The following is a 20,932-nucleotide window of genomic DNA, read 5'->3' on the forward strand; positions in this document are numbered from 1 at the left end:
TTGGCTCATTCATCTGAGATATGAAACTTAAAATTCCTTGATTTTTTAAGGAAAATCACTTGACATTATAGGGAGGAGGATTTACAGTAAAAAAAATAGTAGAGTTTCGTGGATGTTCAAAATCCACCGTTTACAATGTGATAAAAGAGTATAAAAAGAAAGAGAAAAAATGAAAGGGGGCTTCTATTTTGGAAAAATCAAACTTCTAATTTGGAAAAAATATGCTCCTATTTTGGAAAACAAAAAATGGGTGATTTGCAGAGGGCATGGTGTGGAATTTTATAGTGCTGTAAGGTTGAAACGGTTCCCAGTTCCCAAAACAGGAGCAATGATTTGGGTGAGAGAAAACATTTGTTCTTTCGCCCTTTCTTTATGTGGTGGAGAGTTATTCATAATGTTATTGGAAATAGTACCGCAGAAATGACGTTTATTTGATATATAATTGTCCTCCTCCCCTCTAAGAGTGTGATATGAGTGTACTGCTTTACATGATGATTGACAGGGGAACTTATGGATAATAAGAGTATGGGAAAAGGGTACATATGGGAATATGTAAAGTGTATTTGAAATGTGGTAATGCGTAGAAAACAGGAAAGTATATTTGAAATCTGTCACACAGAAAAATGAGGGGGGTGCATTGTGGAAGTACAGGTATATTTGAAAGATTGGAAAAGGTTTATTTTTGGGGCTTGTATTCGATTAGCCCCGGCGTTATGATTCCATTCCAAAATATTTTTAAAGGAAAGGAGTACATAAGAAATGAAGAAAGAAAAAGTGAGGAGGTATCTCAGACGTGCTGATGATTACATGGAAGAGATAGAAAGGAAAATGAGGTGCATAGATGGTACTTTGTTTTTTGTGCTGTTGGGTATGGAGAACTTTTACAGACAGGAGAATTGTTACGAGACAGGAATGATGGATACGGTCAGAACATATCTGGAAGTGTTGCGGGCTGGTGATATGGCAGAATTACATAAAACGCTTGATAAGTTGAGAAAAGTATAAGAGGTACACCCTGCTCATGGGGTGTACCCTATTGTTTCATTACATCAATTAGATTCTGTAATACAGTCAGTTGCTGTTTATTCAAGCCGGAAGTATCAAGGACAGCTTTGTCTCTGGGATAGTCTACCCCAAGGAGATAGTCTGTTGACACATGGTACAGGTTAGCAAGTTTTACAAGGGTTTCCAGTGATGGAGATATCTGTTCTGCCTCAAAAGCAGAGACAGCGGAGGAAGAAATGTTAAGCCGTCTGGCAACCTCTGACTGTGAAAGTTTATGTTGTTGACGCAACAGTGTTAGTTTCTTTGCCAATCCGTATATCATGTGTCTGCTGTCTCCTTTTTGTGTATAGCATACAGGAAAGGGCGGAAGTATTGATTGCAACATTAACTAATGATTGCAGACCCTGCCAAAAGGTGCTATAATCAACGGTAAATAAACCAGTCAACGAAAGGAAAAAGTACATGAATACACAGGATATTACAAAAGAACAGTTAGAGACATTGATACTGATTCGGTCATTGGAGGAATTTGTTACAGACGAGCATGAGAACCTTTCAAGCCTTAGTGAAGTAATCTGGACTTTGGAAGAGAGTTTATCCGATGAAGAACACAAGCAGCTTGTATCAGATATCTGCAAGCTGACAGAAACAGGTTATCTCCTGTCAGATGGAACAGAGGAACATATAAAAGCTGACAGGATACCAGAAGTGGAAGGCATCACTCCAAGAGGGGAAGCTGTGCTTGATGAATTTGAACATGAGATTCAAAAGAAAGTTTCATCTGGTGAGAAAGTCATACTTTTTAAGGATTGCAGTCTTTTCAATTTCAGTCTGTTGAGCGAATTGGATGTCAGCGGTGGAGTATTTGATACAGTAGGAAGTCTGTTTAAGTTTATAGGAAAGGTGATGAAGAAATGAGAAACAGGAAATTATTCAAGTCAGCAATTATTATTACTGCCCTTACATTGTCAATGTGTGGTTGTGGCAAGCAGGCGGAGCCAGTGAGCGCAGAGCCTACGGAGACAGTAAGTGAGGAAAAACAGGCGGAAAGTGTGGAGAGTTCGGAGAGCATGGAAAGTTCTGAAAGTTCAGAGAGCAAGGAGCCTACACCCTCTCCCGCTGTTGAGCCTACGGAAAAGCCTGTTGAGGAAAGTGTGGAAAGTACAGAAAATGAAGAAAGTACATCAGAGGTTGAGAAAAGCCCGGAGGAAGAAAGTTCAGAAGAATCAACAGGCATAGAGATTGTTGAGGAACTTGATTTGCAGATGTACGTTCAGACATCAGCTAATGCAAGGAGTGGAGATAGTACAGATTTTGAGGTGGTGACAACATTTAGTACGAATACGCAAGTGCATGTGACTGGTAAAACAGCCAATGACTGGTTTAGAGTGGAGCAGTCTGAAGGTGATGTTTATATCAGTGGCAAGCTGTTAGGTATGGAAAAGGCTGTTGTGCAACAGTCCTCTGGTGGTGGAAGTGGGCAACAGTCTAGCGGTGGTAACGGTGGTGGCAATGGTGGCGGTGGCAACGATGGTGGTGGCGCACCTGCTGGTGAGCCAGAAATAGGGCATGTAATGGGTCAGGATCAATACGGAAATGATGCAGTATACGGTGGTGTAATAGACTATTCAGGATTTTAATTAAATAACAATCCGTTACAGGGTCAGCATCTAATTGTTGACCCTGTACAAACTTCTTACTCACATGAGCGATTTCTGTTAATAAGATTGATAAATACATATCTGCTGTACAGTGTGTAAAAATTGATATGCTGTATCTGTTTATCTGTGCTATCTGAAAAAATTCCTTATGAAAAAATAGCAACAATCAACATATAAAAATGGGCTGTACATTATGGGAAAATTGAGTTGTACAAGTTGATAAAAAAATCTGGCTTATCAGTATACATTAGGCTGTCTCCCGCATTATGTTGATAAAGTATGTCTGGAAGATAATTTCATTATGAGTAAAATGTGGATTCATACATTGTATAAAATATAAGAGTTCCTTAATTTTATAGACTTAAAAGTGCACCTTAAAAATACCATAAAAAGGGCATGACCTCCAATGGAAAATAAAAAGCGATTGGAGGTCATGCTTATGTTATCAGAACATAATGAGTTTTTGGAAAGGGCATATCGGATATTGAACAAGGTTTATTTTGAGGATAAGTTACCGGAGGCAGTTATAACTATACAATCTTCTCAACGTGCATACGGTCATATTACAGTGGGGAAAGTCTGGCAGGACAACTGGGATTCCTACCACGAAATCAATATATCTGCTGAATACCTTAACAGACCAGTTGAAAATATTATTGCTACTCTTTTGCATGAGTGCTGTCATTTGTACGCTATGGAAAACAATATAAAAGATACGTCAAATAATTATCGGTATCATAATAAGAGGTTTAAAGAGATTGCGGAAAAGAGAGATTTAAAAATCAGTTACCATGAGAGTACAGGTTGGAGCGTGACGGAGCCAACAGAAAAACTGATAGAAACAATAAAAAAATATAATCTGGATTCTCAAATAGATTATGTGCGTAAAGGTGCCTTTGAGTGGACTGGTGGGGATGCTGAAAGTGACGGAGATAATGGAAATGGTTTAACAGGAACAAAAGGGAAAAAGCCTAAAAAGAAATCAAGTACAAGAAAATATATATGTCCTAAATGTGGTAATTCTGTGAGGGCTACAAAAGATGTAAATATTGCATGTCTTGATTGTATGGTGCAGATGGTGAAAGAGGAACAGGAATCAAAAAATCCTCTACAAATGCCCTGAAAATCAGTGTTTTCATGTGGTTTATCTCCTTGCATTCCGTCAATAGATTTATCGTGTAATCAGCGTTAAGATGTAATTGAAGTTAAGGAAATAAATAATAAAACATAAGAAAGAGAGGAAAACAAAATGTGTAAAATGAGAGTTGTAGTAAGAAGGGAAATGCTGGGAGCAAGGGAGCAGGCATGGAGCGTATGGAACGGTAAAGAGGTCATGGAGTACACTGGAAACCAGATCAAGGGCATGTTAAAGTCCGGTCAGAAAGTTTGTGGTCTGACAGTGAAAGACAATGAACTGGTGTCGGATGCGGAGGGATTTTTCACAACAAACATTATGGAGCATCGGTATTGCGGAAACTTTACTCCCATGATTGAAAATGAAAGCGTCATGGCGAATGTGTTCTATATCGTAATCGGCAGTCATGAGGAAAAGGGAGTTACATATTATGACTGCATCTCAACAAAATTCGAGCAGACGGCATTCAATGAGTCGGACGTAAGGGCATACCTTCGGCTGGGAATTATTTCCGGCGGTGCAAGGCTGACTGATGATAAGATTGAGCTGGCTCCTCTGGAATATGAGAAAGCAGAGGAAACAAAGCAGGCAGAGAAAAAAGAGGGTGGTGAGAAAAAGAATAAGGGTTCTGGAAGAGTTCAGGGGCGTCCATTGGAAACAGTGGGCGCCTGATTGATTAAGGGGTTTAAAGAGGTTCCAGAGGGTTCCAGAGAGGATTTAGAGAGGTGCATGGAGAAATGATTGAACTGTATAAAGGATATGAAATAAAGGTATTCTGGAGCAACATTGAAAAGGGATATGTATTTTGTGTTTTCAGTATGGACGGTGAGGGCATCATGGAAAGCAGTCCTTATTTTTATGAGGAAAACGCATTGTTGGGAGCGAAGGAAACCATAGAAAGAATTATTCAAAAAAAGGGGAAATGAGTATGTGCATGGATTGTCAAATTTCAATTATAATAATCAGTCTGGTGCTTGTGAGTATCTGCTGTATTATCTGGTTATTCAAAGAGTTTACAGGTCTGATAAAGTGGATGGTGGCAAGGGCATTAAAAGAGTTGGAAGAGGATGATGAATAAATAAGGTGTCATTTTCTAAAATGGTTTATCTGATAAAAAGGATAAGCCATTTTTTATGTCTGGCTGTATTCAGTGGAAATTATTCATAGTGTCATATCAGAATACATGGAAGTGAAAAGGGGGTGTAATTAAAAAATAATTTTTGAAAGGAGAAAGAAACATATGAAGCATGAGTTTAAACAAGGATTCAGAATAGGCGGTGAGGGTGGAACAGCCGTTACTTACCAGTTGGTCATACTTGTAGAAAATATTGACTGCCTGCCAGTATACAGGCTGTCGCAAGCGGTCGGGAGGGAGTTTCAGCAAATTCTCTCGGAGCAGTACGGAGCGGAGAAAGGAGGGCTTGATGGATGGGAAATACATCATTTCGATTAGTACCCAAAATAGAGGGGAACAAGATAGGTATTTTCCTCGTTGTGCCATCTATGGGGCAGAGCCGACAGGTGGCATATCTGGAAGTTCCTGACGATTGCCAGTTAAATGACAATATGGAACTTGCCAATGAGGTATGTACCGCATACAGAAAACGGTTGCGGAAAAGTATCTGAATACAAAAAGGCAGTTGCTTACAGGGTGGCTGTCTTTTTTCATGTGTACGTTTATGGAGAAAATAAATGGATAGGTTTGATTCTGCATTTTATGTCATGTGTATGTTTTTTGCATTTCTGAATACGGATATCATGAATTTTATAAATTTTTCTAAAATTGTAAGTTTGGGCTGAAAGTGATGGATATATATTTTTGTGAAAAAGTAGATGGATAAAGGTTTTCTGCGTGGATATAAATTTTTGTATGGGACAGGTGGATTGCATGGGGATAAATGAAAGAGGGGGCTTTGTATGGACTGGTTAGGAAAACAGGGGGCAGTCTGGCTGATGATGGTTTAAAGGTTTGTAGTTGACTGCATGATATAGGTTTGTTGATATGGATATCCCGGTCATGGAGATTGAGGGAGTTATTGAGAATGACTATAAAGGAATACATATCAAGAAATCAGTATTTATAAAAAAGAGATTCCTATGGGGAAGCCAATGTCTGCATATGAGGGGTAACAGGTTCAGAAGAAAAAGAAAAGTTCAATGATAAGCAGGAGTTGCAGGCAGTTGATTTTTTTAAATGGATTCATTTTTTTAACAAGTTGGAAAAAGCATGTGGCATAGCAAGAAAATGATAGAGATTAGATGATTGGTGAATATTTTACAATTACAAAACAAAAAATGCGTGTAGAATGGTGATATTTGCCACAACATACGTTTGGGTTGTGCGTATTGCACAAAAATAGAACCTGTGTTCTAAAATGTATGTATTTCAATTCTCTGATATCTGCATATCAAAACAAAACATAATGTATACGCAAAATTATAGATTTTTTGGGATTTTGCAAGATTGTGTTTCTGCGAATGGACTTTGTCCTTGAAAACTGGTAGTATGTTTCCAGAATTAAGGAGGAAACAAAATGGATAACAGCAAAAACAACTATATCATACTTTTCGAAAAAAAACAACACAAAATTTTGGGACGTGTTGAAAGGGATAAAGCAACTTTGCGATTGTCTGCGCTGGTGGCAGTGCAAATACCAGACGGCAGAGTTTCTGATAGTGTCGTGATTCAAAAAAGCAAAATTATGAATCACGGAACAGGAGCGCTGGACTGGCTTAAAGGCTATGCGGCAACGTTTTGTGATGAGGATTTAAAAATCATAAAACGAGAAATAGAAAGCCTTTTGACAAAGCTACCAGAAGATATACTGGAAACGTCAGACAAAGTTACGAAAGACGAAGTTTTTGAGAAGCTGCAGGAGTTTTTGAAAAATCGCATAAACGAATTGATAAAAACAGAGGGAGGAACGTTTATAGTTCCTGACTGTTTCACGAAAGAGAATAAAGTGTATGTCAGAACAACCTCATTTTCTTCATTCATTTCTGAAAACAGGGAAATGGGTTGGAGCCGCATTGAGGTTTTGAAAATGTTAAAGCGGAATGGGATTTTAGAAAATGGAAAGGGCAGAACATATGACAAGAAAGTAAAAGTCAATGGAATCCCTACGAACTATTATGTGATAAGGATTCCTTTAGATGAAAATGGAAATGTAATTATTGATGATGCCGACGAAAGTATCAATATCAACGAATTATAAGAGGGAGGTAATATATAATGAACAGGTTTTTTCGTTGGTACGGGGGAAAAATCCGTATGTTGGAAAAACTGGAAGCCCTCATTCCGGAACATAAAATTTATCTGGAGCCTTTTGTTGGCTCCGGAGCGTTAGCTTTGAATCACATCAGGAGTCCAGTGGAGATAATTAACGATCTGGATGGGGATATAGCCAATCTGTTTGCGGTTATGGCAGACAGAGAAAAGGGAAAGGAGCTGATAAAAAGACTATTAAACGTTCCCTACGACAGGAAGCTGTTCAATGTCGTAAGGGAAGAACAAAAGCACAATTTCATAGGGTACAACAGCATTGAAAAAGCTGTCTTGACTTACATAATGATAAGCCAGAGTTTCAACGCTGCCAGAAGTTCATTTAGCAAAGGGGGATATGCAAGTACTGAATTATATCATCAGGATATGCTTGACAATCTGCCAGGAGTATATGAACGTCTGGAACATGTTAAGATTTTCAATGTAGATGCTTTAGATTTATTAGAGTGCTACGTTGACAATGAAAAAGTATTTGCATTTCTTGATCCACCCTACCGCCACGATTTGAGAGGGAAAAATGCAAATAAAATATACAAATGTGAATTATCAGAAATACAACAGATAAGATTATTAAAGATAATAAGGAACGCAAAAGCAAAGATTTTGCTGTGTGGATATAAAGCAGAAAAAGGAACAGACCTTTATGATGCTTATCTTCTGCCTTATGGGTGGAAGTGCTACAAGCTGATGGATGTTCCAAAATCAGCGCAAAACAAAGCTACAAGAGATATTGCAACAGAATATGTCTGGTGCAATTACGAACTTCCGATTTGGTCAGGCTATTATATTAGTCTGAAAGAATATTCAACATTAAATAGTATTGGAGGTTCGTAAGCATGGAAAAAATAAGAATTGCAGAGAAATACACGTTAACAATTTCAGAAGCCTGTGAGTATTTCAACATAGGCGATAAGAAGTTAAGGAAGCTTATAGATGAAAATAAAAGTGCCGAGTACATAATGACAAATGGCACAAAATACTTAATAAAGAGAAGAAAGTTTGAAGAGTTTATAGATAATACTTCTTCAATTTAAAATACATATTTTGATAAAAAAGTGCTTGCACTTTTATTGAGATTCCGATAGAATGACCCCCTCGAAAGAGGGGGCAGTAAAAAAATTTGATTCGGAGGTAAATTGGTATGAGCAAAGATAATAAGAGAAGAGATAGCAAAGGACGCATATTGCGTACTGGCGAACAGCAACGTCAGGACGGAAGTTATCTGTATACATACAAGGGAAAAGACGGAAAAAACCATTATGTATACAGCAGGAAGTTGGAGCCGACAGACAAACTTCCTGCTGGTGCAAGAGATTGTAAGTCATTGAGAGAAAAAGAGAAAGAAATACTGAAATCTCTCAATGAGGAAGTGGCATACCATGGTGGGGATGTCACGGTATTAGGGTTGACACAAAGATATGTGTCAGTTAAAAGTAATAATGTCCGTCACAATACGTTGGCGGGATATAAGACAGTGCTGAATCTCCTTGAAAAAGAGGCATTTGGAAGCCTGCGTATTGATAAGGTTAAACAGTCTGACACAAAGCTCTGGTTACAGAAGCTACAGACGGAAGATAAAAAGAGTTTCAGTGCCATAGCAAGTATACGTGGGGTATTAAGACCTGCTTTCCGTATGGCTGTTGTAGATGACCTGATACGGAAAAATCCTTTTGACTGGGAATTGAAGGAGGTCATTTACAACGATAGTAAGTCAGGAGCAGTGATTTCTCAAAGACAGGAGCGTCTGTTTTTGGATTTTGTTAAAAATGACAAACATTACTGCCAGTATTATGAGGGTATGTATATCCTGTTTAAAACTGGCATGAGGGTGTCAGAGTTTTGTGGTCTTACGTTGTCAGACTTAGATATGAAAGAGAGGAAGATACATATAGATAAACAGTTACAGCGTACAAGAGATGGGAAATACATTATAGAAAGACCTAAAACAAAGAACGGGGAAAGGGATCTGCCAATGACAGAAGGTGTCTATCAGTGCTTTAAAGAACTGATACACAAAAGAAAAAAAATAAAGGTGGAGTCAATGATAGACGGTATAAGCGGTTTTCTGATATTTGATAAGAATAATATGCCGTGTCTTGCACTGCACTGGGAGCACTATTTCAAAGATGCTCTGGGGAAGTACAACCGGACATACAAAGAAGAATTGCCGCCGATAACACCTTATACATGCAGGCATACATACTGCACGAACAGGGTGAGAGACGGAGTAAGCCCCAAAACCATGCAGTACCTTATGGGACACTCTGATATTAGAACCACGTTGCAATATTATACTCATTATGAGTATGAGGACGTGGAGAAAGAGATACGGGAACTGGAAGAGAAAATGAAGAAAGCGAGGTAGAATTTACCTCTGGGATAGGTAAAAAAGGGGGCAATTTACTCTTTTTTTACCTATTTTGGAGGACAAGATATAGGAAGATATGCTATGATATAGGACGTATAGAGTTTTTGAGGTCAGAGAGAAAACCTTGAAAACATAAGGAAAAACCAAGATATACCAAGATATAAGGAGATATGGAAACCATGATAAAAATTTTATTTATATGCCACGGCAACATTACACGAGGATGGCAATTTCCTGAATCTGGCGGTTCATATGAACGATATGGCGATTTCCTGCGACGAGAACGGCATTAAGGCGGGCATTGATGAAGCTGGTACCAGGTTTATGGCATTTTCTGAGGCATACGATTATGTCTGCAGAGCAGTGGACGAGTACTGGTAAAACCACAAAACTCACTCCAATTCGTCTGTATCCCTAATTGGAGTGAGCCCTACTTTCCCTTAATCCCTAAAAGGTGGTAGGTAACTTATTTTTGACTATCAGATTTTTATATTAGCTGAAAATTAGCCAATTCCTCAACACGTTCTACCGGAAGTTCCAAGTCCTCAGCGATTTCCTCAAATATGAGTTTTCCTCTTGCTATCAGTTTCAATGCTGATTCTTCTTTCTCTCTTGTAGCTCTGTTATCTATCTTTTTATCCTCTTTATATTTCTATTTCTTCATATGCATAATTTTATTAAATCTAGAAACAATCAAATAATACCTGTTTTCAGGCCCGTACCTGTTTTTGTACTCTACAGTAGTACCTACTTTAGGGGTATATTGATAGAAAAGCAAGTGCAAGAGGAAAAAAGATGATAAAGTTCGACAAGTTGTTTCAGATTCTTAAAGAAAGAGGAATTTCACAATATCATTTATACACTTACGAAAATATAAGTCGTTCACAAATTCAAAGATTGAAAACTGGAAATGTCAATGTGAATACTCTGAATAATATTCTCAATGTGCTTCGGGATTGCACTTTAGATGACATTTGTGAGTTTATTCCTGATAAGAAAGAAGAGGAAGAATAAAACTGTGTGAAAACTGTTGTTCTTCCTCTTTGTATATCCTATAATAACCCCACCAAGTACGTACTCATCAGACAATAGGCTTAGTCTGGTACGCAAAATTCTAATAAAATTTGTTCCGCTATTTCAGGATGCTCCTTAATTTGTTCTTCTGTTATATTTTTTATATCTTCAAACTCTTCTTTATTAACTCCTTACATAAGGTTAGTCCTTTATTTTATGCTTGTAATATCCATTGATATGTGTTACGATATTGTAGTATATAGTATCCGAATTCAGTGATTAAAAAGAGGGAATAAAACTATGAAAATTTGCATTGCAAGCTTCACTCTACCAGAATTTATCTTTACTGTCTATGTCATCATAATAGGTATTATGAAAATTATCTATTATATAAAATGCAAAAAAGCAAAAAGTCCTTGTAGCAATAGTAAATGTGCCCGCAGAAATTTTTGTTTTAAATACAAAAATTATGATTCATTAGATTATCTAAGTGATTTATTAAAAGAGATTTCAAAAAAGAGGGGTGTTAGCCCCTCTTAGTTTAATTCTTCTAATACTTTCTGTACATGCATATCATGTTATCAATAATTTGTAAATCAGTCAAAAGTTCTTCCAGAAGTTAATTCAAGGGAACAGGTAAAGGACAACAAAAAACACTAGATATAGGGGTTTTATTTCCTATATCTAGTGTTGGTTATTGTGCACGTTTACTCTTATTTATAGTTGACGATCCGCCCGAAATCAGTTTTGAGTGACGCGCCGCCCACCAGGCCGCCGTCGATGTCCGGCTGCGCGAACAGTTCTGCCGCGTTACCGGCATTCACGGAGCCGCCGTACTGGATGCGCACCGCAGCAGCGGTAGCCTCGTCATACATCTCGGCGATGCAGTCACGGACGCCCTTGCAGACTTCCTGGGCCTGCTCCGTGGTCGCGGTCTTGCCTGTACCGATGGCCCAGATAGGCTCATAGGCGATGACCATCTCTTTCACCTGATCCGCGGTCACACCCACCAAATCGGACTTAATCTGGAAACGAATCCAGTCCATGGTCACGCCCATCTCACGCTGCTCCAGAGTCTCGCCGCAGCACAGAATCGGGGTCAGGCCTGCCTCAATGGCCTTTTTCACTTTCTTGTTCAGCAGCGCGTCATCCTCCTTGAAGTAATCCCTTCTCTCGGAGTGACCGATGATGACATACTTCACGCCCGCATCCTTCAGCATAGCCGCGGAAATCTCGCCTGTGTAAGCGCCCTTCTCCTCGAAGTACATATTCTCAGCGCCCACAGCCACGTTGGTTCCCTTCACGGCCTCCACAACGGGCACGATGTCGATTGCGGGCACGCAGTAGACTACATCCACGCTATCGCTTTTTACCAAATCCTTCAACTCGCCGCAAAGCTTCACAGCCTCACTGGGAGTCATGTTCATCTTCCAGTTTCCGGCTACAATCTTCTTCCTTGCCATGATACCTATACCTCTTTTTTCTTTATATTTAAAAAATATGTGCGATACCAAGCCTGACTTGGAAAATCTAAGCCAGCATACTTCGCTGGCTTAGATTTCCTTCAGGCTTTATCATCTGCTGCAACACACGGCGTTGCGAGCCTTGCACCCTGGGAATGCGCCGCTTCTCTTATTTATCATCCGCCGCTGCAACGCACGGCGTTGCGAGCCTTGCACCCTGGGAACTCGCCGCTTCTTTATTTGTCATCTGCTGCTGCAACCCACGGCGTTGCGAGCCTTGCACTCTGGGAATGCGCCGCTTCTCTTATTTATCATCCGCCGCCGCAACGCCGGGAAGGACTTTGCCCTCGAGGAACTCCAGGGATGCGCCGCCGCCGGTGGAGATGTGGCTCATCTTGTCGCCGAATCCCAGCTGGTTCACGGCCGCCGCGGAATCGCCGCCGCCGATGATGGTGGTGGCATCGGTCTCGGCCAGGGACTTGGCCACTGCGATAGTGCCGGCTGCCAGGGTAGGATTCTCGAACACGCCCATAGGCCCGTTCCATACCACGGTCTTCGCGCTCTTCACAGCGTCCGCGTACATAGCCGCGGTCTTAGGCCCGATATCGCAGCCCTCTCTGTCCGCGGGCATGTTCTCCACATCGTAGTTCTCCACTTCCACGGGAGCATCGATGGGATTGGGGAATCCGGCTACGGTGACGGAGTCCACGGGAAGCAGCAGCTTCTTGCCCAGCTTCTCGGCTTTCTCCATCATTTCCTTACAGTAGTCAATCTTCTCATTGTCCACCAGAGAGTTTCCGATTTCATAGCCCTTTGCCTTCAGGAAGGTGTAAGCCATGCCGCCGCCGATGATCAGGGTATCGCACTTCTCCAGCAGGTTGGAGATGACGTTCAGCTTATCCGCCACCTTAGCGCCGCCCAGGATAGCAACGAAAGGCCTTACGGGATTCTCCACCGCGTTGCCCAGGAAATTGATTTCCTTCTGCATCAGATAGCCTACCGCGTTCTCGCCGCCCTTTGCGGTGATGCACTTGGTGACGCCCTCAACGGACGCATGGGCCCTGTGGGAGGAACCGAAGGCATCGCATACATACAAATCAGCCAGGTCAGCCAGCTCTTTGCTGAACTCCTCACCGTTCTTGGTCTCTTCCTTGCCGCGGAAACGGGTGTTCTGGAGCAGCACCACATCTCCCTCTTTCATAGCTTCCACCGCCTTGGTAGCCGCTTCGCCGGTCACGTTGTAGTCAGCCACGAACACCACTTCCTTGCCCAGCTTCTCGGACAGTCTCTTGGCCACAGGCGCCAGAGACTCCTTCTCGTTGGGGCCTTCCTTCACCTTGCCCAGATGGGAGCAGAGGATTACCTTGCCGCCGTCGTCAATCAGCTTCTTGATTGTAGGCAGAGCTGCCACGATACGTGTCTCATCTGTAATCTCGCCGTTCTTCAAAGGAACGTTAAAGTCACATCTAACCAGAACTCTCTTTCCCTTTGCGTTGATGTCATCAACGGATTTCTTGTTCAAGCCCATTTTTTCCAGTACCTCCATTTTACATTATATTACATCATAAATTGAAACAGGGCCCGGTCCTTAAGACCGGACCCCTATAGGTCGTTAAATCTTCCCACACTTAGCCAAGCTCGCTGAAATACTTGATGGTACGAACCATCTGAGAGGTGTAGCTGTTCTCATTGTCATACCAGGAAACAACCTGTACCAGGGAGTTGCCGTCTTCCATCTTGGAAACCATGGTCTGGGTCGCATCGAAGATGGAGCCGTAGGTGCTGCCGATGACATCGGAGGATACAATCTCATCCTCGTTGTAAGCGAAGGACTCGGTTGCGGCAGCCTTCATAGCGGCATTGATGCCTTCCTTGGTGACCTCGCCCTTGACAACCGCTACCAGGATGGTGGTGGAGCCTGTAGGGGTAGGTACGCGCTGTGCGGAGCCGATCAGCTTGCCGTTCAGCTCAGGGATGACAAGGCCGATAGCCTTTGCAGCGCCGGTGGAGTTGGGAACGATGTTGCAGGCGCCTGCGCGGCTTCTTCTCAAATCGCCCTTTCTCTGAGGTCCGTCCAGAATCATCTGGTCGCCGGTGTAAGCGTGCACGGTGGTCATGATACCGCTCTGGATAGCAGCGAAGTCGTTCAGGGCCTTCGCCATGGGAGCCAGGCAGTTGGTGGTGCAGGAAGCAGCAGAGATAACGGTATCCTCAGCCTTCAGTGTGTCATGGTTTACATTGTATACGATGGTAGGAAGATCGTTTCCTGCAGGAGCAGAGATAACAACCTTGCGCGCACCGGCGGTGATGTGTGCGGATGCCTTGTCCTTGGAGGTATAGAAGCCTGTGCACTCCAGAACAACGTCAACCTTCAGCTCGCCCCAGGGAAGCTTGGAAGCGTCAGCCTCTTTGTAGATAGTGATGGTCTTGCCGTTTACGGTGATATTGTCCTCGCCTGCCACTACGGAATCAGCATATTTGTACTTGCCCTGAGAAGAGTCATACTTCAACAGGTGAGCCAGCATCTTGGGGCTGGTCAGATCGTTGATAGCAACTACCTCATACCCTTCAGCATCAAACATCTGCCTGAATGCCAGACGGCCAATACGGCCAAAACCATTGATTGCTACTCTTACTGCCATTTTAGTTCCCTCCTAAAATATATTTTATCTGTTTCGACAATCCTTGTCCGATTTTCGCGGGACATGCCGGATTGTCAAACTTTTATCAACAAGGATATTTTACCCAATCTCGGAAGATAATTCAAGATGTAAATCAAAAATAATTGCCATAATTTCGGAAATTTTACAGATTGTTTAGAAATTACTTATTTCTTCCCGCAATCTTTTCCGAAATGCCTCCCATCTGCTTTCACGCCCGGTCCGCGTGCCCGGCTCCTCCCCTGAACCGTCCGGAGGCAATCCCAATCCTGCCTCCGGCGGCCAAATAGGCCTTGACCGCCCTCTGGAGACTGGTGTCTTCCGGCAGCTCTTCCCATTCCTTTTTCCCCGCAAACAGCCAGCGGTAAAAACTCTCGTTATCCGGAAGGAACTCCGTGATCTCATACCCTTGCGCGAATCGCCTGATACCGGAATCCTCCGGCAAAAGCCTGCCAAGCTCCGGACTCAGCAGCCAGGTACGGCACCTGACAGCCCCCGGTTTCCCAAAAGGGCACAGCGCCTCCCCATGCCTCTCCCAGAAGGTTTCAGCCTCCTGATAGGATTTCTCCAGTTCTCCATACGTCAGACTTGCGTCCGAAGGGATATGCACACTGAGAGAAGCCCCGTCTTCTGTCCGGACATATTCAAATTCCAGAGTGCCCAGGCGGAACAGCAGGCCCGAAGTCTGCCGCCAGGTCCAGAAAGCCCTGTCATAAATCCATTCCCCCGTAATCCGCTTAGTTTCCCTTAAAAACCGCGGAAAGCAGTCCATGGTGGCCCTGAACACGCTGTCCGGTATCCCCCAGCGTTCATACATCCGGCGGGTATAGCAGGCTGCCGCCAGCATTCCCGCCAGCTGGCCCATACCGGAAGCTTCCTCCACAGGTGCCGTCAGCTTTGCCAGCTGAAGCTGCGCATCGCTGGCCAGATCGTATTCCGTCAGGTTCTTTATCACAGGCTCCAGGCTCTCCCATGGGAGCTTTTCCATGACATCCGCCATCTGTCGGCGTACCTCCTCCGGCAGCTCCAGCTCCCTGGCCAGTTCCATGACCTGCTCCCTGTGTCCCTCTCCCTTCCGTTTATCTTCGCCACCTTCCGGCTTCGGCATGACAGTAACCGGAAGCTTTCCCTCCGGCAGCCAGCGCCCTTCCAGCATGCTGCGAATCCCCTCCAGGCTCCTCCTTGTATATTCCCACACCGCGATTGCGGCCACCGTCTCCGGAAGCTCCAAAAGCTCGTACGGATTCCGCAGGGCAAATACCGTCATGGGAATCCCCAGCCCCGAAAGCTTCTCCAAAAGCTGCCGCTGGCCCTTGCGCAGATGCCCGTTATAGGTTCCCGCCACGATGCAGCTGCATCCTGCGGCACGCGCCACCAGCCTGTCAATCTCCTCCCCGGTAGGATCCGGAGAAAATACGTACGCATCTCCGCCAAAGATATTGGCCAGCCATTCCGGGAAGCATAGCTTCAAATCATTCTCGTTGGATACCAGCGAGGACTGATAGGCATAGCAGCCGACGAAAAAAGGGTTCTCCCCCAGCTGCGGAAGCTTCCCCTGAGGGAGCCGCACCGCCGTATAGGTCCGGCGCATCAGCTCTGCTTCCAGCTCCCGGTCTGCGGATTCCACTTTTATGTCCTTTTTCGGCCCCGCAAAGGCCGCCTTGCAGGAGATAATCCGTCCCACCGACTCCTCCATGGATTCCACAGGCAAATCGCCCCGTGCCATGGCGCTTTCCGCCATCAGTATCGCTTCTCCCGCACGCTCTGTGGAATGGGGAATCAGGACAATGTCTACGCCAGCCCGGAAGGCGGCCAGCACGCCCTCCGAAGTCCCGTAATACTTACGTATGGCCGCCATCTCCATGGAATCGCTCACCACCAGCCCCTGATACCCCAGCTTTTCCCGCAGGAGCCCGGTGATGACAGCCCTGGACATGGTCGCGGGAAGGCGCTTGGGCTCCAGGGCAGGATAGACTACATGTGAAGTCATTATCGCGGGCACTCCCGCCTTTACCGCCTGCCTGAAAGGAGCCAGCTCCATCCTCCACAGCTCCTCCCCGGTCTTCTCCACCACCGGAAGGCTGAAGTGGGAATCCTCCCTGGTATCTCCATGCCCCGGGAAATGCTTGGCACACGGAACCACCTCCCGGGACAGCAATCCCCTCATCATAGCCAGCCCGTATGCCGCTGCCTGATCGGGCGTATCGCCGTAGCTTCTGACTCCAATGACCGGATTGTCCGGATTGCAGTTGACATCCAGCACTGGCGCAAGGTCAAAGTTGACGCCCGCTTCCGCCAGCTGCTTTCCGGTCAGCTGCCCGGCCAGATAAGCGTTCTCAGGATTGCCGGTGGCAGCTAATGCCATGGCTCCCGGCGCATTCACTGCCTCCTGGGGCAGCCTGACAATCGGGCCGCCCTCCTGGTCGATCATGATGAATGCCGGAAATCCCGTATTGCCAAGCACAGCCTTCTGCAGTTGCCCGGCCAGCCTTTTTAGCTGCTCTGTGCTTTCTATATTGCGTTGGAATAAGATTAGATTGCCAATCTTGAATTCCGCCAGAAAGTCGAGAAAATCCTCTGTCAGTTCCGTGCCCGGAAAGCCAACTGCCATGCGCTGCCCCAGCTGTTCCCGCAATGTCAAAGTTCTTGCCTGTCGTCCCATACCCTTCTTTCTCTCCTCCGCTTTTGCGCCATTCATCGTCTAATATGTTGCAGCGTCAATCGCAGCCAAAGACACGCCCGATTCAACGCCTCCTCCTGCAATGATAGTATCGCAAAAAGCCAAATGTGTCAAACCATGACCGGCTTTTCTCCTGAAATCCAATCCCGGCTTCTTCGACTGGCCCATCGCACAGGTCAACTCCCCAGCCGAAAAGTCAGGCCCTTTTGCGAAAATCTGAAAATCAAAAAGCCTTGCAGATTGTCCGGCATTTGTGTTATACTATTGGCCAGGCTCTTCAAAAAACATAAGACAGAGAGAAAGGATAACATTATGCCCATTACAGCAGATTGTCATTTACACTCCTCTTTCTCCGGAGATTCCCATACCCCCATGGAGGAAATGGTACTGCAGGGAATCGAACAGGGGCTGGAGACCATGTGCTTTACAGAGCACCAGGACTTCGAATACCCGGACCGGGAAGGGCTGGATGGGAAAATCTTCCTGCTGGACACCGACCCCTACCTCTATGACCTGGCCCGCCTGAAGGAAAAATACGAGGGGAAAATCCGTCTCCTCTTCGGAGTGGAGCTGGGGCTGCAGCCAAATGTCCTGCGGCGCAACGCGGTCTACGCCAAGTCCTATGAATTCGACTTCATCATCGGCTCCTCCCATATCTGCCACGGCAAGGATGTCTATTATCCCAATTTCTTCCAGGGCCGAAGCAAAGAAGAGGCCCTTAGGGAATATTTCCAGTCCACGCTGGAGAACATCCGGAAATTCTCCAATTTCGACGTGTATGGCCATCTGGACTATGCGGTGAGGTACGCGCCGGAGAAAGACGAAGGATATTCCTATTCGGCGTACCATGATATCCTTGACGAAATCCTGGAAGCGCTCCTGGACAAGGGCAAAGGCATAGAACTGAATACCGGCGGAATCAAGAAAGGAATGCGCGATTTCCATCCCTGTATCGGTGTGCTGAAGCGATATCGGGAACTGGGAGGCGAGGTGGTCACCATCGGGTCGGACGCCCATGACCGGGAGCATGTGGGGGATTCCTTCGGCCGGGCCGCGGAAGTCTTAAGAGAATGCGGGTTCCGGTATTACTGTGTGTTCGAGAAGCGCAGTCCCGAGTTCCATAAGCTCTAGGGCCCGGAAGCGGCTACTGATAATACTGCGCCTGTGCCTCCTGCATCCTGGCGTACAGCTTTCCGGCCCTGACCAGCTGTTCATGGCTCCCGCATTCCACCAAAGCCCCATTGTCGAACACGGCCACCGTGACACCGCCTGGGCGTGACATTCAAAAGCGCCGCCAGCTCCGCCCTCAGCGTCAATATCCTTTCTCATCCTGAAATTCCTGTCCGGCACGGGCAACGGACTTTAGCCGCTCCAGATAGACGGAAAGCCGTCCCTCCTCAAGAAAACGCTCCTTTTCGAAAAATCCCGCTTTTTGCAAGGCCTTCAGCGAGCCAATGTTCTCCGCATAGGTAAAAGCGCCCAGCTTCCGGATTTTATATCGGGAAAGCGCCTCTGTGCAGAAAAGCCTTGCCGCTTCACTGCCCACGCCCTTTCCCCACAGACTTTTTTCAAAAATCAGGAAACTGAACATGGCCATTTTCTCATTTTCTTCATCGATTCCATAGCACCATGCGTCCCCCACATAATCACCGTCCGCTTCAATACACATGCCAAAACTGTTTGCCCCGGGCTGCCTGGAGGCTTCGAACTGCCCAAGCGCCTCCTCCAGGGAAAGGCTCTCAAGCGGAATGTGTTTCCTTATTTCCTCATCCTGGATTTTCTTCCAGTAAATCTTTACATGCTCTGCCGTTCTGGGCGTAAGCGTGATTTTCATGGCTCTCCCTCCCATGGCTACTCTCCGTCTTCCTCCTCCAGCACCTCGATCAGCGCCTCTCTGGTTTCCATAATCTGGTCATGGTCTCCGTCTTTCAAGGCTCCCTCAAAGGCTGTGATATATCGGTCCAGCATGCGCCTGCGGTCCCCCAGAGACTCTTCGTACATACGTTCTGCCCGAAGCAGCACCAGCCGGTTCTCCTCGTAATCCCTGGGCTGGACTTTCAGATAGGCCAGCTCTTCCATGCGCTTTTTGATTTCTTCCTCGGTCATCTCGTTGTCCTGCCCCTTGATGACCATCTTCTGTTTCTCCCCTGTGGATACCACCGTGACCTCCACCTCCAGCAGGGAATTGATGTCATAGGTATAGGTCACGTCCACGGCTTCCCTACCCTTAGGTCCCTTGGGAATCTCAATCTCCAGTTCCCCCAGGAACAGATTGTTCCTGGCAAAGCGGCTCTCCCCCTGGAGCACCCTGACGCGCACCTTGCTCTGGTTGTCCCGGGCCGTGTACAGGCGCTCCGTATGGCTGGCCGGGATGACGGTATTGCGCTCGATGATGGGGCAGAATCTTCCGTCCTCATATTTTCCCTCGTCATATTCCACCACTACCTCGGTGCCCAGGGTAAAGGAACAGACATCCGTGAGGATGACCTCCTTCACCTCCTCCCTGCGCTCCTTCATGGCGGCCTGCACCGCTGCCCCCAGGGCCACGGTCTCGTCCGGATTCATCCTGGTGTCCGGGAACTTCCGGAACAGCCGTATCAGGAAATCACGAACGATGGACAGTCTGGTAGCCCCGCCGATGAGAAGCACCTCATCAATGTCCGAAAGCTTCAGTCCCGCGTCCGCAAGGCTTTTCTTCACCGGCTCCCTGATCTTCATCAGAAGCTCCTCGCAGGCTTCTTCATATTCTTTATATGTAATCTGCTGCTCCAGAGCCTCTTCTTTGTAAAGAAAGCCGATGGAAACCGTATCCGTATCATTGATGGCGCACTTTGCTTTCTCCGCCTCCCTGAAGAGCCGCACCTGCTCCTTTTCCGAAAGGTTCTGCAGCTGCAGCTTTGCCTTTTGCAGGAACAGCTTCGCCATAATCTCCGTAAAATCCTCGCCGCCCAGGTAATTGTCCCCGGCCACGGCGCGCACCTCCAGGATATTGTGGTACAGCTCCAGGATGGATACGTCAAAGGTGCCGCCACCTAAATCGAACACCAGGAACCTGGTATCCCTGGTCCTGTCGTAAAGACCGTATGCCACCGCCGCGGCAGTGGGCTCCGAAATCATGCGCTCCACTTTCAGGCCCGCCAGTTCCCCGGCGCGCTTGGTGGCCTTTCTCCTCTTGTCGTCAAAATAGGCGGGTACACTGATGACCGCTTCGGTCACTTCCTCCCCCAGAAAACTCTCCGCGTCCTCTTTCAGCGAACGAAGTACCAGGCTGGACAGTTCCTCCGGTTTAAAATGCTTCCCGCTCAATATGTAGTCCCGCTCCGTGCCCATGCTGCGTTTAAAGGTCTCGGCCACGGTATCCGGATAAAGGCTCATCCGCTCTCTGGCAGTCTCCCCCACGTATACGGTCCCCTCGCTGTCCACACTGACCACGGAGGGCGTAAGGTTCTTCCCCAGCCTGTTGGGAATGATTTTCGGCCCTTCTTCTGTAAAATACGCAATCAAACTGTTCGTCGTACCTAAGTCAATTCCTACTATCATGCTTACCTCCATGATGCCGTTTCGGAGCATCTGAATTAAGCGGAAAGATGCCTGTCACCCGGGTCATCTGCCCACTAAATACCAGTATAACACAACTGACAGCCATATTCACGAAAAAAATCG

25 protein-coding genes are annotated in these 20,932 nt (G+C 45.8%); 17 read left to right on the forward strand and 8 right to left on the reverse strand.

Going from position 1 to position 20,932, the window contains the following annotated elements; translation table 11 throughout:
• The first annotated feature begins 169 nt into the window (after positions 1-169).
• Positions 170-424, forward strand: coding sequence for a hypothetical protein (locus NFS35_RS21195; RefSeq protein ID WP_251209068.1), 255 nt, complete (start codon positions 170-172; stop codon positions 422-424).
• 335 nt (positions 425-759) lie between these two features.
• Entirely contained in the window at positions 760-1,005 is a 246-nt protein-coding gene (locus NFS35_RS21200) for a hypothetical protein (RefSeq protein WP_251209069.1), read from the forward strand.
• Positions 1,006-1,033: 28 nt separating this feature from the next.
• On the opposite strand, the gene NFS35_RS21205 is transcribed toward NFS35_RS21200, so the two are convergent.
• Positions 1,034-1,327 (reverse strand): helix-turn-helix domain-containing protein, encoded by a 294-nt coding sequence (locus tag NFS35_RS21205; protein WP_251209070.1) that lies wholly within the window; start codon positions 1,325-1,327, stop codon positions 1,034-1,036.
• A 140-nt stretch (positions 1,328-1,467) separates the two neighbouring features.
• On the opposite strand from NFS35_RS21205, the gene NFS35_RS21210 reads away from it, so the two are divergent.
• The 14 genes from NFS35_RS21210 (at position 1,468) to NFS35_RS21270 (ending at position 10,466) form a co-directional block, all read left to right on the forward strand.
• Complete coding sequence (locus tag NFS35_RS21210; RefSeq protein ID WP_251209071.1) at positions 1,468-1,923, forward strand: hypothetical protein; 456 nt, start codon at positions 1,468-1,470, stop codon at positions 1,921-1,923.
• A complete protein-coding gene (locus NFS35_RS21215) occupies positions 1,920-2,645 on the forward strand; it encodes an SH3 domain-containing protein (protein ID WP_251209072.1) in 726 nt (241 codons plus the stop codon). Before NFS35_RS21210 ends, NFS35_RS21215 begins: the two co-directional genes overlap by 4 nt.
• A gap of 460 nt (positions 2,646-3,105) precedes the next feature.
• Positions 3,106-3,789, forward strand: a complete 684-nt coding sequence (locus tag NFS35_RS21220; protein WP_251209073.1) for a SprT-like domain-containing protein — start codon at positions 3,106-3,108, stop codon at positions 3,787-3,789.
• 135 nt (positions 3,790-3,924) lie between these two features.
• Positions 3,925-4,473, forward strand: a complete 549-nt coding sequence (locus NFS35_RS21225) for a hypothetical protein (protein ID WP_251209074.1) — start codon at positions 3,925-3,927, stop codon at positions 4,471-4,473.
• Between the two features lie 65 nt (positions 4,474-4,538).
• Positions 4,539-4,727: a hypothetical protein gene (locus NFS35_RS21230; RefSeq protein ID WP_251209075.1), complete on the forward strand. Its 189-nt coding sequence runs from the start codon at positions 4,539-4,541 to the stop codon at positions 4,725-4,727.
• A gap of 314 nt (positions 4,728-5,041) precedes the next feature.
• Complete coding sequence (locus NFS35_RS21235) at positions 5,042-5,254, forward strand: hypothetical protein (RefSeq protein ID WP_251209076.1); 213 nt, start codon at positions 5,042-5,044, stop codon at positions 5,252-5,254.
• Complete coding sequence (locus tag NFS35_RS21240; RefSeq protein ID WP_251209077.1) at positions 5,230-5,427, forward strand: hypothetical protein; 198 nt, start codon at positions 5,230-5,232, stop codon at positions 5,425-5,427. Before NFS35_RS21235 ends, NFS35_RS21240 begins: the two co-directional genes overlap by 25 nt.
• Before the next feature lie 391 nt (positions 5,428-5,818).
• Positions 5,819-5,962, forward strand: a complete 144-nt coding sequence (locus NFS35_RS21245) for a hypothetical protein (RefSeq protein WP_251209078.1) — start codon at positions 5,819-5,821, stop codon at positions 5,960-5,962.
• 373 nt (positions 5,963-6,335) lie between these two features.
• A complete protein-coding gene (locus NFS35_RS21250; RefSeq protein WP_251209079.1) occupies positions 6,336-7,016 on the forward strand; it encodes a hypothetical protein in 681 nt (226 codons plus the stop codon).
• A gap of 17 nt (positions 7,017-7,033) precedes the next feature.
• Positions 7,034-7,918: a DNA adenine methylase gene (locus tag NFS35_RS21255; RefSeq protein ID WP_275564722.1), complete on the forward strand. Its 885-nt coding sequence runs from the start codon at positions 7,034-7,036 to the stop codon at positions 7,916-7,918.
• A 2-nt stretch (positions 7,919-7,920) separates the two neighbouring features.
• Complete coding sequence (locus tag NFS35_RS21260) at positions 7,921-8,118, forward strand: excisionase (RefSeq protein WP_172547130.1); 198 nt, start codon at positions 7,921-7,923, stop codon at positions 8,116-8,118.
• 107 nt (positions 8,119-8,225) lie between these two features.
• Entirely contained in the window at positions 8,226-9,449 is a 1,224-nt protein-coding gene (locus NFS35_RS21265; protein WP_251209081.1) for a site-specific integrase, read from the forward strand.
• Between the two features lie 255 nt (positions 9,450-9,704).
• Positions 9,705-9,833, forward strand: coding sequence for a hypothetical protein (locus tag NFS35_RS29115; protein ID WP_275564723.1), 129 nt, complete (start codon positions 9,705-9,707; stop codon positions 9,831-9,833).
• Between the two features lie 414 nt (positions 9,834-10,247).
• Positions 10,248-10,466: a helix-turn-helix domain-containing protein gene (locus NFS35_RS21270; RefSeq protein WP_251209082.1), complete on the forward strand. Its 219-nt coding sequence runs from the start codon at positions 10,248-10,250 to the stop codon at positions 10,464-10,466.
• A 713-nt stretch (positions 10,467-11,179) separates the two neighbouring features.
• Here NFS35_RS21270 and tpiA read toward each other — a convergent pair.
• The 4 genes from tpiA to NFS35_RS21290 all read right to left on the reverse strand — a co-directional run bounded on the left by tpiA (position 11,180) and on the right by NFS35_RS21290 (position 17,251).
• Positions 11,180-11,929, reverse strand: coding sequence for a triose-phosphate isomerase (gene tpiA / locus NFS35_RS21275; protein WP_251209083.1), 750 nt, complete (start codon positions 11,927-11,929; stop codon positions 11,180-11,182).
• A 304-nt stretch (positions 11,930-12,233) separates the two neighbouring features.
• Complete coding sequence (locus tag NFS35_RS21280; protein WP_251209084.1) at positions 12,234-13,457, reverse strand: phosphoglycerate kinase; 1,224 nt, start codon at positions 13,455-13,457, stop codon at positions 12,234-12,236.
• A gap of 100 nt (positions 13,458-13,557) precedes the next feature.
• On the reverse strand, positions 13,558-14,571 hold the full coding sequence (gap, locus tag NFS35_RS21285) for a type I glyceraldehyde-3-phosphate dehydrogenase (RefSeq protein WP_251209085.1): 1,014 nt from the start codon (positions 14,569-14,571) through the stop codon (positions 13,558-13,560).
• Positions 14,572-14,800: 229 nt separating this feature from the next.
• Positions 14,801-17,251 carry a glycoside hydrolase family 3 N-terminal domain-containing protein gene (locus NFS35_RS21290; protein WP_251209086.1) on the reverse strand — a complete coding sequence of 817 codons (2,451 nt, stop codon included), beginning with the start codon at positions 17,249-17,251 and terminating at the stop codon, positions 14,801-14,803.
• Between the two features lie 330 nt (positions 17,252-17,581).
• On the opposite strand from NFS35_RS21290, the gene NFS35_RS21295 reads away from it, so the two are divergent.
• Positions 17,582-18,400 (forward strand): histidinol-phosphatase HisJ family protein, encoded by an 819-nt coding sequence (locus tag NFS35_RS21295; protein ID WP_275564724.1) that lies wholly within the window; start codon positions 17,582-17,584, stop codon positions 18,398-18,400.
• A 13-nt stretch (positions 18,401-18,413) separates the two neighbouring features.
• On the opposite strand, the gene NFS35_RS21300 is transcribed toward NFS35_RS21295, so the two are convergent.
• Genes NFS35_RS21300 through NFS35_RS21310 form a run of 3 tightly spaced genes read right to left on the reverse strand, consistent with a single transcriptional unit; the run spans position 18,414 to position 20,809 of the window.
• Positions 18,414-18,551: a hypothetical protein gene (locus tag NFS35_RS21300; RefSeq protein WP_251209088.1), complete on the reverse strand. Its 138-nt coding sequence runs from the start codon at positions 18,549-18,551 to the stop codon at positions 18,414-18,416.
• A 30-nt stretch (positions 18,552-18,581) separates the two neighbouring features.
• On the reverse strand, positions 18,582-19,103 hold the full coding sequence (locus NFS35_RS21305) for a GNAT family N-acetyltransferase (protein ID WP_251209089.1): 522 nt from the start codon (positions 19,101-19,103) through the stop codon (positions 18,582-18,584).
• Between the two features lie 17 nt (positions 19,104-19,120).
• On the reverse strand, positions 19,121-20,809 hold the full coding sequence (locus tag NFS35_RS21310) for an Hsp70 family protein (protein ID WP_251209090.1): 1,689 nt from the start codon (positions 20,807-20,809) through the stop codon (positions 19,121-19,123).
• Positions 20,810-20,932 lie beyond the last annotated feature (123 nt).

Source organism: Acetatifactor aquisgranensis (assembly GCF_943193215.1).
GTDB classification, from domain to species: Bacteria; Bacillota; Clostridia; order Lachnospirales; family Lachnospiraceae; genus Acetatifactor; species Acetatifactor aquisgranensis.